Origin of the sequence: Roseateles terrae, assembly GCF_014192155.1 — a bacterium.
Taxonomy (GTDB): Bacteria; Pseudomonadota; Gammaproteobacteria; order Burkholderiales; family Burkholderiaceae_C; genus Roseateles; species Roseateles terrae.
Window position 1 is genome coordinate 1105502 of record NZ_JACHXO010000001.1, and the last position, 11782, is coordinate 1117283.

Here is an 11782-nt window from a genome sequence, read left to right on the forward strand (position 1 = left end):
GTGGCTGCGCTCGTTGAGGACCACCAGGTCCCTCAACGCTGCAGCAAGGTGCGCAGCGACAGCTGATCCCACTGCGCGCCGGCCCACAACGCACCGAGCCCTTCGGTGCGCGGCAGCAGCAGACTCTGGATCAAGGGCTCGGCCCGGGTGGCTGCGGGGTCACACAGCAGCACCAGCCGCTGGGCGCCCTCCTCCTCCAGCCGGCCGACCCAGTCCAGGTCGAGCAATTGATCCACCACCGGCTCCAGTTGCAGCGGGTCCACGCACAGGCGCTGGGACAAGGCCAGCATCGTCAAGCCCGTCTCCCCGGACCCCCGTGCCGTCTCCAGCTCCCGCAGGATGTCCAGGGCCAGCTCCAGTTGCATGCCCGGCGCCTGCCGGCGCACGCTCACACCGCCCGCCAGTGCCGGCGCATTGGCCGCCAGGATGGCGCCCAGCAGCACGATCGACCAGCCGACATAGATCCAGATCAGGAAGATCGGCACCGTCGCAAACGCGCCATACAGGGTCGAATAGGTCGGGACCTGCTTCACATACCAGGCCAGGGCCTGCTTCGCCAGGTGGAAGGCCACCGCCACAAAGCCCGCCCCCACCAGCGCATGGCGCCAGCGCACATCGGTGTTGGGAACGTAATGGAACAGGGCCGCCATCGCCGCCCACAGCACCATCAAATCCACACTGGACAGCAACACCACCATCGCCCGTGGCAGGTTGTCCACCAGATCCTTGCCGCTGGTGATCAGGTAGCTGGTCAGTGTGAGGCTGCCGCCCAGCAGCAAGGGCCCGAGCGTCATCGCCGCCCAGTACACCAGCACCCGCTGCGCAATCGGCCGCGGCCGCTGCACCCGCCAGATCTGGTTGAGGGTGCGGTCGATGGTCAGCATCAGCGACAGCGCCGTCACCGCCAGCACCACCAGGCCCACCGCGCCCAGCCGGTTGGCCTTGGCCGCAAACTGCGTCAGCGAGCCCAGCACCGGACGGGCGATGGTGTCCGGCACCAGGGACTTCAGGAAGTATTTCTCCAGCGCCACCTGGAAGGCGGAGAACATCGGAAAGGCGGTGAACAAAGCCAGCGCCACCGTCAGCAGCGGCACCAGCGAAATCAGCGTCGTGAACGTGAGACTGCCAGCGGTCAGGCCGAGGCGCTCCTCCCGGTAGCGCTGCACGAAGATCCGGAACGTCTCCAGCCATGGCCAGCGGAGCAGGCCCTGGCCCAGCTCTCGCAATCCCTCCCGCCAGCCCTGCTCTGGCCCACGCAACCTGATGTTCATGGTGGCTATGATGCCAGCCATGTCAAGTTCGCATGCTCAGCCGCCGATGATCGACCGCACCCACGCACGGCCGAATCCCGCGCAGCGGCTCAGTCGGAATGTGGCGCTGGGCGCCACCATCGCCCTGGCCTTGCTGTGCCTGGCCTGGGAAGCGTGGCTGCTGCCGGTGGGGCGCGGCACGCTGGCGCTGAAGGCGCTGCCGCTGCTGCTCCCGCTGGCCGGGCTGTGGCGCTACCGGCTCTACACCTTCCGTGCGCTCAGCCTCTTCGTCTGGCTGTATGCGATGGAAGGACTGGTGCGCGCCACCTCGGAGCCGGGTCTGGGGGCTACGCTCGCGGCGGCGGAAGTGGTGCTGTCGGTGGTGATCTTCGTGGCCTGTGCGATGCATGTGCGGCAGCGCCTGGCTGCGGGCCGCGCAGAGGCGTCGCCGTCGCAATCACTGTCGCCGTCACCATCACCGTCAGGAGCCGACGCCACGCCTGGCGCGCCGACCTGAATTGCACGCGACCGGCCGGCGTCGCCACCCGAAGGAATCGAGCATGACCCATCCCCTGATCGACGCCCTGCGCCCGTTGCTGGGCGATGCCCATGTGCTCGTGCCCGGCGCCCTGCCGGACACCGAACTCACGCCCTACCAGCAAGACTGGCGCAAGCGCTACAACGGTCGTGCGCTGGCCGTGGTGCGACCCGGGACGACCGGCGAGGTGGCCGCCGTGGTGAAGCTGGCGCGGGCGCACGGGGTGTCGGTCGTGCCTCAGGGCGGCAATACGGGCTTGGTCGGCGGCGGCGTGCCGGATGACTCCGGGACGCAATTGCTGCTGAGCCTGCGGCGGATGCAAAAGGTGCGGCACCTGGACGCGGCCAACCTGACCCTGACCGTCGAGGCCGGCTGCGTGTTGCAGCAGGTGCAGGACACCGCGCGCCAGGCCGGATTGCTGTTCCCCCTGAGCCTGGCGGCGGAAGGCAGTTGCACCATCGGCGGCAATCTCTCCACCAATGCGGGCGGCACCCAGGTGCTGCGCTACGGCAATGCCCGCGAGTTGTGCCTGGGGCTGGAGGTGGTGACGGCGGAAGGTGAGATCTGGGATGGGCTGTCGGGGCTGCGCAAGGACAACACCGGCTATGACCTGCGAGACCTGTTCATTGGCGCCGAAGGCACACTGGGCATCATCACGGCGGCCACGCTGAAGCTGTTCCCTCAGCCGCGCGCGCGGATGACGGCACTCGCGGCTTGCGCGTCGCTGTCCGCCACGGTGGCCTTGCTGGGCATGGCGCAGTCGCGATGCGGGGCGTCGCTGACCGGATTCGAAGTGATGAATGCCCAGTCGCTGGCGTTGGTGGCCAAGCATTTCCCGCAACTGGCGCAGCCGCTGGGCGCGCGTCCGTGGACGGTGCTGTTGGAGCTCTCCGACAACGAAGGCGAATCGCATGCTCGGGAGCAATTCGAGGGCGTCCTCTCCCAAGCGCTGGAAGACGGCGTGATCGACGATGCAGCGGTCGCGGAGAGCCTCTCCCAAAGTCAGGCGATGTGGCATCTGCGTGAATCGATTCCGCTGGCGCAGAGTGAGGAAGGGCTCAACATCAAACACGACATCGCACTGCCGGTGTCACGGATTCCGGACTTCGTGGCGGCGTGTGATGGACTGTTGGCCGAGCGGTTTCCCGGATCACGGCTGGTGAACTTTGGGCACCTGGGCGATGGCAACCTGCACTACAACGTGCAGTCGCCGGCGGGTGTCTCGGCGGCGGAGTTCCTGAAGACCCATGAAGCGGCGGTGAATGCCGTGGTGTATGACCAGGTGATGGCCCACGGCGGCTCGATCTCGGCCGAACACGGCATTGGTCAGCTCAAGCGGGAGGAACTGGCACAGCGCAAGAGCCCGGTGGCCCTGGCGCTGATGCGGCAGATCAAGCAGGCGCTGGATCCGAGGGGGTTGCTGAATCCGAATCGGGTGGTGTGAACCCGGCAGCCGTCAGCGGTGAAGTTCGAGGCGAAATCCGAGACGCAATCAGCGGTGAATGGCGACCGGGGCGTCGCGACGGGTCCGGCGCGCTCGTTGCGACGTCTTGCTGTCGCGACTGGCGGTATATCGCATAGCCCTCACCCGTCTCCGTTCGCTGTCCGCGCTCCCGCATTCGCAAGAGCTGCTCCATGTCTTGCGCCCCCGCCTCCCAGCGCTCCCGGAGTGATCGCCCGGAAAAGTCCAGGGCCTTCAGACCGGTCGCCGCAGACGGCGCTCGGTAATTTGCCAGCAGCAACTCAAGATGCTCGTCGTCGGACCGGCGCGGCGCCGCATCGCGCGGCCCCTTCCCGTCGGTGGCCCGGCCTGTCGCCGGACGTGGCTGGCGGTCATTCAGCTGCGCCCTGAGTCGCTGCTCCCGTCGCAGCGCCTCCAGCGTGCGCTCGGTCTGGGCGCTGAATGCCAGGTCCTGCGCCCGTTGGGCACTCTCGTCCAACGTCGTGGGCGTAACACCGCCCAGGCAGAAGGGGTCCACTGCATAGACGGTTCGGCGACCGGAGGCTTCAAACAGTGCAAGGTCCAGCGGCACATTCGCGACCAATCCGGCATCCACCAGTGACCGTTGTCCGAGACGGACGGGCGGAAACGCCGGCGGCAGACTGGCGGCCGCGACCAGATGTTCCGGCGTGATGCGGTCCCTGCGACTGTCAAACCGCACCGTCTCGCCGGTCTCGACGTCGACGGCATCGATCACCAATCGGGGGCCCTCGCGATGGAGCCATTCGAAGTCGATGAATGCGGGCAGTGTCTTCAGCAGTGGATGTGGATCGAACATGCCGGGGTCGGGCGGCATGAACGGCAACAGCGAGAGCACGCCAGGCCACCGGGGACGGAAGAAGCCCGGGCGCCCCGTGATCAGGCTGGACATCGCATGCAGGGCGTTGCTGCCAGCTCTCCACGCTGCCGGGGTTCCTGCATGCCAGGCCGAAAGGGCTGGGAGGGACGAGGCGCTGTCCGCCCCGGTGGCCGACAAGGCCATACCGGTCATGGGCAGGTCACCGGACTGCGCGGCATGCCAGTACTGCTGCAGCCGGGGCACTCGATCCTCGGGCCGGTTGCCCGCCACGATGGCGGCCACCGTCGCGCCGACCGATACACCGCACAACACATCCGGTGCAATGCCGCGCTCCAGCAAGGTCGCGGCGGCGCCTGCGCCATACGCGCCTAACGCGCTGCCACCGCCCAGGCAGAAGTACACCTGTGCGTCCGCACTCATGCTGCACCCCTCAGGTGCACCGCAATGCCGGCACTCGCGGGGCTCGCGGGGGAGGCGGGGGACGTGCGGAGACGTCGTCGAGGACGAACCAATGCGTTCATGGCGATTCTCCTGGCGACCATGTCCGGACCCGGAGCCGCGCAAGGCCAGAACCGGCAGGACAGGACAGCGTCTGAGTGGAAGGAAGGCATGGGCTGGCCAGCACATGGCGCGCCTGAGCGCATCCGGCCGTGGCACAGGCAATGATGGGCGACTTCGCTCGGGAATCGGGCTTGCCGCGACCGCCCATTCCCTTCTGGAGATCGCATGCGCTTCCGGACACCTGCCGTTCTGTCGTTCCCGTGGATCCTGCTCGGCGTCGCCACACTCTCAGCGTGCGGAGACCGGGGAAGCCCGTCGCAGGTTGAATCTCCAGGCCAGCCGGCCAGCGCCTCCACACGGGTGCTGGAGGCAGGTGCAGTTGTCCTGCAGGACAAGCCGCCCATCGATGCCCTGAATGTCTATCTGGACGGCTTTCACTTCTACAACGGCCGTCCGAGAGAGCAGATGGAGGCGCATCACTTCTGTTCAGTGCTCAATGCCGATGTCATTCAATGCGTCATCTATGACGGCAGCCGCAAGGACGCCAAACTGATGGGCGTCGAATACGTCATCAGTGCTGCACTCTTTGCCGGCTTGCCGCCCAGCGAAAAACCGCTGTGGCACAGCCATGTTCACGAAGTGAAATCCGGACAACTGGTGGCCCCGGGCATCCCGGCTGCGGCCGAGGTCCAGCTGATGAAGCAGCTGGTGGGGACCTACGGGAAGACCTGGCACACCTGGCACACGGATCGCGAGAAGTCGCTGCCGCTGGGCATGCCGCAATTGATGATGGGCTTCACGGCCGACGGTCAGGTGGATGCCGCGCTGGTGGAGCAGCGTGACCAGCGTCTGCAGATCCGCAGCGCCAAGAAGCGGGAGGAACGGGACGGCATTGCGGCGCCGCCCATCGATCCCGGGGCGGATGCGTGGCAGCGCGGCCAGGTGATTCAGCTGCCGGACGGCGGCGGCATGTCGCATGGGGCTTCAGGGGCTGGGCACTGAATGTGGGGGCAACGCTAGCCCACTCACTCAGGGCTGGTACGCCGAGGGTTGCGCGCATGCAGAGACGGGCCGTGTCGTCGCCCGAGTGATGGAGACCGGTCAGCCAGCCGGCAAGACTAAGATATGGGTTTACTGACTGATCGCCTTGCTGGCTCGTCCAAGAAGCAGTCCTTTGATGGGCCAAGCGGGACGCCCTCACAACTCCTCGACTCAACGCATGACTGATATTCGCGTTGGCGACCGCGTCCGACTGCTGGGTCTTCCGGATTGGCTGATCCATGACCTGCCCGTCACGGAGCAGCAAGAGATGCTCAGCTTTGTCGGTCACTGTGCTGTTGTCACCGAAGTGGACTGCCATCAGAACTTCTGGCTTGGCTTTGGCACCCTGGCTGAGACCGGCAGCGACGCCTTCTACAGCGGGCATTCCTTTGGCGTGCCTCACGAGTTCATCGAGCACGTCCCTTCGGGCGACTGACACCCACGCAACCGCGACGAACCGTCCCAGAGCGGCCTGTTGCGCAAATCGATTCCACGGACCGTTTCAGGGCGATCGAGAACTGCGGCTGACCTGCTGAATCGGCACCTGACGAATACACACCCCGAGAAGGCTGATCCACGGAAGAGGCAGTCGGTGAATTGCACATCCACAAACTTCGTTGTGTTGAACAGTCCCCAATACCAGGAGGAGTTCTCGATGCGGCAGTCGCTCAAGATGCCTTCAAAGGCAGCACCCTCAATCTCCAGATGGGAGAAGGTGCAACATTGAAAAACATCCTGCGCCCAACCTCTTGGAAGATCGGACCGGCCGGCGAAATCGGCACCCTCATGCAGTGCAGCCATGGCTCCACGCCTTCAGCGAAAAAGCGCCATCAATCGTCCCCCAACCCCGGCTGCTCTCGCAGCGCAGCGGTCGCGGTGGGCTGCACCGGCGCCTTCGGCTTGCGCTTGCTCAGCGCCGCCTCCACCACCCACCAGACAAACAGCAGTCCGGTGATCAGCGCCAGGAACACCAGCACCGTCTGCACCGCATTGAGGGCCCAGGCCACCGGCGCCTTGCCCCGTTCGCTCCAGCGCGCCGTGCGGGCTTTCTGCCGATCAAAGAACAGTTCAATGCTGTCGTAGAAGCACGGCACCATCAGCAGCGTCAACACCGTGGAGGTGATCGTCCCGCCGATGATGGCCACCGCCATCGGCCGATAGAACTCACCGCCCTCCCCGACGCCAATGGCCACCGGCAACATGCCGGCGATCAGGGCGAAGGTCGTCATCAGAATCGGGCGGAAGCGCTTGCGACCCGCATGCATCAGCGCCTCTTCACGCGGCACGCCTTCCGATTCTTCATGGCGCGCAGCATCCAGCAGCAGGATCGCATTCTTGGCCACCAGCCCCGCCAGCATGATCACGCCGATCAGGCTCATCAGGTTCAGCCCGCCATTGCTCACCAGCAGCGCCACCACCACGCCAATGAGGGACAGCGGCAAGGACAACATCACCCCGGCCGGCGCGGTAAAGCTGCCGAACTGCATCACCAGGATCAGATACATCAGCCCGATGCCCGAACCCAGCGCGACGATCATCGCGCCAAACACTTCCTGCTGGCTCTTGGCGTCCCCGGCCAGGGCGATGCCGTAGCCCGGAGGGAAATTGATTGACTGGGCCAGTGCCTTCGCATCCGCCGTCACCTCGCCGGACGATCGCCCGTGCGCATTCGCAGACACCGCAATCATCCGCTTGCCGTCCGCGTGCTGGATCTTGGCGGGGCCCTTGCCCATCGTCACCGTCGCGATCTGCTCCAGCGGCACCATCACGCCGGTACCCGTGACCGAAATCGGCAGCCGCTCGATGTTGGACGCATCCACACGGTCCTGCGGCGCCAGCCGCACCGCCACATCGCGCGTTTCACCGCTCGGGTCGACCCAGTCGCCGACTTCCACGCCGGCAAAGGCCACCCGCAGCGCATTGGCTGCGTCCCCCACCGAAATGCCCAGCGAGTTGGCCAGCCCACGATTCAGCTCGATCTGCAATTCATCCTGCGGATCCTGTTCCGACAAGCCCACATCCACTGCGCCCGGCACCTTGCGCAGTTTCTCCATGAACTCAGTCGTCAGCTCCATCAGCTTGCGTGAATCGGTACCCGAGAAGCGAATCTGCACCGGCTTCTGCGCGCCATTGTTCAAATCGTCCAGCACGGTGTATTCCGCGCCGACCAGACGAGACACCCGCGTGCGCAGGTCCGCCGCAATCTCCGCCGCACTGCGCTTGCGCTGCGTGCTCTTGCCCAGGTCCACATAGATGCGGCCGCCGCTGACGTTGACCGTCTCATTGGTCGCTTTGGTTTCCGGAATCTCGCGGGCCAGCGCCGCCGCGGCGCCCACCTTCAGCCGCGAATATTCCAGGCTGGAACTCGCAGGCGTGCGCACATCCACCGCGATGTTGCCCGAGTCCGTCTTCGGCAGGAAACTGCTGCCCCCGAACTTGGACTGCAACACGATGGCCAGGATGAAACTCAGCACCGCAAAGAAGGCCATCCAGCGGCGGTGATGGAGTGCCCAGGCGATGACTCGGCCATACCGGTCCGCCTGATGGTCGAACCAGTGGTTGAAGCGTTCCAGCAGGCGCGAAATGCCCGTCTTCTTCTGCTCGTGATACCCGGGTGGGTCGCCCCAATAGGCCGACAGCATCGGGTCAAGGGTGAAGGAGATGAAGAGCGACACCAGCACCGACGCCACCACGGTCAGGCCGAACGGCCGGAACCATTCGCCGGACACGCCCGGCATGAAGGCCACCGGCACAAACACCGCCACGATGGAGAAGGTGGTGGCGGCCACGGCCAGTCCGATCTCGGCCGTACCCTTGAGCGCCGCCGTGCGGCGATCCGCCCCCCGTTCCATGTGCCGGACGATGTTCTCACGCACCACGATGGCATCGTCGATCAGCACCCCGATAGCGAGCGACAGACCGAGCAGGCTCATGAAGTTCAGGGTGAAGCCGCACAGCCACACGGCGATGAAGGCCGCCACCACCGACGTCGGCAGCGACAGCGCCGTGATCAGGGTGGAGCGCCAGGAGTTCAGGAACACGTACACCACGAAGACGGTCAGCCCGGCGCCGAAGACCAGCGCATGAATGACGTTGTTCAGGCTGTCCTGCGCATCCTTGCCACCGTCCTGCGTCACCTCCAGCTTGGTGCCCGGCTTGAGCGTCTTGTTGATCTCGTCGACCAGCTGCCGGGTTTCATTGGCTACCGAGACGGTGGATGCATCCCGCGAGCGGGTGACCGCCAGACCGACGTTGGGATTGCCGTTGCGCACCGACAGACCGGTCTGCTCGGCGAAACCGTCCTGCACCGTGGCCACCTGACCCAGCCGCACCAGCTCATTGCCGGAGCGCTTGACCACGATCTGGGTGAAGTCCTCCGGCGATTCGAGCCGTCCCAGCAGCCGGATGCTCTGGTCTTCCATGGTGCCGCGCACCTTGCCCACCGGCGCCGTCGTGTTCTGCATGCGCAGGGCCTGCACCACTTCGGTCACCGAGACATTGAACTCCCGCAGTTTCTGCGCATTCAGCAGCACCGACAGCTCGCGCTTGAGCGCGCCGTTGACGGTGACGGTGGCCACACCGGACAGGGCCCGGAACCGGTCTGCCAGTTGGTCCTCCGCCAGGCGGGAAATCTCCGCATGGCTTTCGGCGCTGGACGACAGCGCCAGCTGCATCACCGGCTCGGAGGACGGGTCATAGCGCTGCAGCACCGGCTCGCGCATTTCCGTCGGCAGCTTGTGACGAACCGCGCCAATGGCATTGCGGATCTCATCGGCCGCCTCGGCCATGTTCTTGTTGAACTCGTAGATGAGGATGAACTGGGCCGTGCCTTCATTGGCGGTGGCCCGCACCTCGGTCACGCCCGGGATGCTCTGCATCGATTTCTCGATGCGGTTGATCACCTCGCGCTCCACCGTCTCCGGAGACGCACCCGGATAGGTGATGGCGACCACCATCACCGGTTCCTGGACGTCCGGAATCTGGTTGACCCGCAACTTGGACAAGGCCAGCAGCCCCATGCACATCAGCATGATGATCACCACGATCATGGCGACCGGCTTCTTGACCGAGAAATTGGAAAGGAACATGGTCGTCTCCGTGCGGATCAGGCGGCCCGCGAACGCAGCAGGGGCTCACAGCCCTGCGCGGAGGAGGTCATGGTGGACGGCTTGGGGGCCGAGGGCGCGGCAGGCGGTGGCAAGGCCTTGGTGAAGGTGACCGCCTGGCCATCCTGCAACGTGATGTTGGGATGGCGCAGCAGCCGGTCGCCGCTCTTGAGGCCCCCGGCCACCACATACAGGCCCTGCCGCTCGTCGCGGGCGCCGAGCTTCACTTCCACCTTGTGCAGCTTGGCTCCGTCGATGCGCCAGACGTAACTGCGGTCGCCCTCACGCACCAGCGCGTTGTCGGCCACCATCAGCGCGGAGACGCTGGTGGCCTGCACCCGGCCTTCGGCATACAGACCCGCCACGCCGGGCTGCTGCGCGCCGCTGAAGTCCACCAGCACTTCCACCTGGCGGGTGTTGGTGTTGGCCGCCTGCGCAATGCGGCGGATCTTGCCCTGGAAGTCCACCTGCGGATACCCGTTGACCTTGAAGTAGACCACCTGGCCCAGCTTGAGTTCGGCCATGCGGTCCGCCGACACCAGCCCTTCGAAGCGCATGCTGGCGGGGTCCATGACCTTGATCAGTTCCTTGCCCAGTTGGGCGGAGTCGCCGGGCGACACCTTGCGGTCGCTCACCACGCCGTCAAACGGCGCGCGGATTTCGGTGCGCTGCTGCTGCTGGCGGGCGGTGGCCTGACGGGCCTTGGCGGCCACCAGGTCACTCTGGGCGTTGTTGCGGCGAACCTCGGCGTCTTCCATCGCCTGGATGGAGCTCATGCCCTGCGCCTGCAGCGTCTTGAGCCGCTGGTACTGGCGTTCGGCCTGCTCGAAACTCTGGCCGGAAGCCCGCACCGCTTCATCGGCGGACTGCACGCTGTCGCGGATGGCGGTGTCGTCCAGGCGGACCAGCAGGTCCCCCCGTTTCACGCTCTCGCCGTTTTCCTTGTAGACGGCCAACACCACGGCCTGCAGCTCGGCCCGCAGATCCGCACGGCGCTCGGGCTGGATGGAACCGGTGATGACCGGGCCGCTGGCGTACTGGCTCTCGCCCAGCGTCTGCACGTCTTCCGGCGCGACGATCAGGCTGACAGCACCAGCCTCGGCCACGGCCTTGGCGTCCTTCTTCGCGTCCCCGCCCGCCTTGGCATCGGGACGGCTGCAGGCAGTGAGGACGGCCAGCGAGGCCAGGGCAATCAGCGACAGGCGCGACAGAGGCGGCATGAATCGAGCTCCGAAGAATCAGGCGGGTGAACAGACAGTCTGAGGTGTTCGCACGCCTGCGCGCACGCCTGGAACTACAGCGTGCACACGTCGGTCTTGGAGGTCGGCGTGGAGCCAGACCCATGCCGGGTTCGTGCGAAAAGCGCGCTAGCTTAACGCCTAAGCCGACCCGTGATGATGGTCACACCCGCCAGGGGGTGCCGTTCGCCTATTGAAGGGGATCTTTCAGCGCTTCGGGGACCGCCAGCGCCACCACATCAATGCCCTCTTCCACCAGCGCCTGGGCCTCGTCGGGCGTGGCCTGGCCGCGGATTCCACGCGCTTCGGTCTCGCCATAATGGATGCGGCGAGCCTCTTCAGCGAACCGCTCGCCGACGTCTTCGGTGTTGGCCATGATCTGGCGCACCGCCTGCATGACCTGACGTTGCAGGTCGGCTGGGGTCAGGCCGGTGTGGGGGCCAGTGGCCGGGACGATGGGGCCATCGCCGGCGCGCCCATCACTGCGGACGGCCGGAAGGTCCCTGTGCCGGCCCGACGGTCGGCCGTCATGCGGGCCCGGGTATTGACTCATGGGATGGCCGGAAGGACTGCGAGGGCCGCTCGCGTCGCCACCGTTGCCCGAAGACGAGCGCCCGGCAGCGGCCGCCGGTTCCGGCGCGGACGACAGATTCAGCCGCGGCGCGCTTGGCATGCGCCGCACCTGCGCGCTGCTGCACAGGGGGCAACTCAGCAAACCGCGCTGCTGCTGCGATTCAAAGTCAGTGGCGGAGCCGAACCAGCCCTCAAAGCCGTGGCCCGCCTCACACGCCAGATTCAGTACCAACAT

Annotated in this window: 10 protein-coding genes; 4 read left to right on the plus strand and 6 right to left on the minus strand. The window is 66.1% G+C overall.

Features of this window, described 5'->3' with window-relative positions; genetic code table 11:
• Window positions 1–32: 32 nt before the first annotated feature.
• Window positions 33–1271, minus strand: coding sequence for a YihY family inner membrane protein (locus FHS28_RS04595; RefSeq protein ID WP_246409482.1), 1239 nt, complete (start codon window positions 1269–1271; stop codon window positions 33–35).
• Between the two features lie 19 nt (window positions 1272–1290).
• Here FHS28_RS04595 and FHS28_RS04600 point away from each other — a divergent pair, with 19 nt between their 5' ends.
• Entirely contained in the window at window positions 1291–1767 is a 477-nt protein-coding gene (locus tag FHS28_RS04600; RefSeq protein ID WP_310736735.1) for a DUF2069 domain-containing protein, read from the plus strand.
• A gap of 43 nt (window positions 1768–1810) precedes the next feature.
• On the plus strand, window positions 1811–3232 hold the full coding sequence (locus FHS28_RS04605) for an FAD-binding oxidoreductase (RefSeq protein ID WP_088448879.1): 1422 nt from the start codon (window positions 1811–1813) through the stop codon (window positions 3230–3232).
• On the opposite strand, the gene FHS28_RS04610 is transcribed toward FHS28_RS04605, so the two are convergent.
• Window positions 3180–4508: a patatin-like phospholipase family protein gene (locus FHS28_RS04610; RefSeq protein WP_184294145.1), complete on the minus strand. Its 1329-nt coding sequence runs from the start codon at window positions 4506–4508 to the stop codon at window positions 3180–3182. The genes FHS28_RS04605 and FHS28_RS04610 overlap by 53 nt on opposite strands.
• 306 nt (window positions 4509–4814) lie before the next feature.
• On the opposite strand from FHS28_RS04610, the gene FHS28_RS04615 reads away from it, so the two are divergent.
• The gene (locus FHS28_RS04615) at window positions 4815–5591 is read left to right on the plus strand and encodes an OBAP family protein (protein WP_088448877.1); all 777 of its coding nucleotides are present in this window, start codon (window positions 4815–4817) and stop codon (window positions 5589–5591) included.
• 217 nt (window positions 5592–5808) lie between these two features.
• Window positions 5809–6066 carry a hypothetical protein gene (locus FHS28_RS04620; protein WP_088448876.1) on the plus strand — a complete coding sequence of 86 codons (258 nt, stop codon included), beginning with the start codon at window positions 5809–5811 and terminating at the stop codon, window positions 6064–6066.
• Here the strand turns inward: FHS28_RS04620 and FHS28_RS24720 are convergent.
• The 4 genes from FHS28_RS24720 to FHS28_RS04640 all read right to left on the minus strand — a co-directional run bounded on the left by FHS28_RS24720 (window position 6030) and on the right by FHS28_RS04640 (window position 11782).
• Window positions 6030–6431 carry a pentapeptide repeat-containing protein gene (locus tag FHS28_RS24720; protein ID WP_184294148.1) on the minus strand — a complete coding sequence of 134 codons (402 nt, stop codon included), beginning with the start codon at window positions 6429–6431 and terminating at the stop codon, window positions 6030–6032. The genes FHS28_RS04620 and FHS28_RS24720 overlap by 37 nt on opposite strands.
• Before the next feature lie 29 nt (window positions 6432–6460).
• Window positions 6461–9718 carry an efflux RND transporter permease subunit gene (locus tag FHS28_RS04630; protein ID WP_088448875.1) on the minus strand — a complete coding sequence of 1086 codons (3258 nt, stop codon included), beginning with the start codon at window positions 9716–9718 and terminating at the stop codon, window positions 6461–6463.
• Between the two features lie 17 nt (window positions 9719–9735).
• A complete protein-coding gene (locus FHS28_RS04635) occupies window positions 9736–10956 on the minus strand; it encodes an efflux RND transporter periplasmic adaptor subunit (RefSeq protein ID WP_246409484.1) in 1221 nt (406 codons plus the stop codon).
• A 208-nt stretch (window positions 10957–11164) separates the two neighbouring features.
• Window positions 11165–11782: a DUF1178 family protein gene (locus FHS28_RS04640; RefSeq protein WP_088448874.1), complete on the minus strand. Its 618-nt coding sequence runs from the start codon at window positions 11780–11782 to the stop codon at window positions 11165–11167.

Bases quoted from the DNA above. Each gene is read 5' to 3' on its own strand.
- FHS28_RS24720 (WP_184294148.1), bottom strand. From the start codon at position 6,431: ATGGCTGCACTGCATGAGGGTGCCGATTTCGCCGGCCGGTCCGATCTT.
- FHS28_RS04610 (WP_184294145.1), bottom strand. From the start codon at position 4,508: ATGAGTGCGGACGCACAGGTGTACTTCTGCCTGGGCGGTGGCAGCGCG.
- FHS28_RS04640 (WP_088448874.1), bottom strand. From the start codon at position 11,782: ATGTTGGTACTGAATCTGGCGTGTGAGGCGGGCCACGGCTTTGAGGGC.
- FHS28_RS04600 (WP_310736735.1), top strand. From the start codon at position 1,291: ATGTCAAGTTCGCATGCTCAGCCGCCGATGATCGACCGCACCCACGCA.
- FHS28_RS04630 (WP_088448875.1), bottom strand. From the start codon at position 9,718: ATGTTCCTTTCCAATTTCTCGGTCAAGAAGCCGGTCGCCATGATCGTG.
- FHS28_RS04635 (WP_246409484.1), bottom strand. From the start codon at position 10,956: ATGCCGCCTCTGTCGCGCCTGTCGCTGATTGCCCTGGCCTCGCTGGCC.
- FHS28_RS04595 (WP_246409482.1), bottom strand. From the start codon at position 1,271: ATGAACATCAGGTTGCGTGGGCCAGAGCAGGGCTGGCGGGAGGGATTG.
- FHS28_RS04620 (WP_088448876.1), top strand. From the start codon at position 5,809: ATGACTGATATTCGCGTTGGCGACCGCGTCCGACTGCTGGGTCTTCCG.
- FHS28_RS04605 (WP_088448879.1), top strand. From the start codon at position 1,811: ATGACCCATCCCCTGATCGACGCCCTGCGCCCGTTGCTGGGCGATGCC.
- FHS28_RS04615 (WP_088448877.1), top strand. From the start codon at position 4,815: ATGCGCTTCCGGACACCTGCCGTTCTGTCGTTCCCGTGGATCCTGCTC.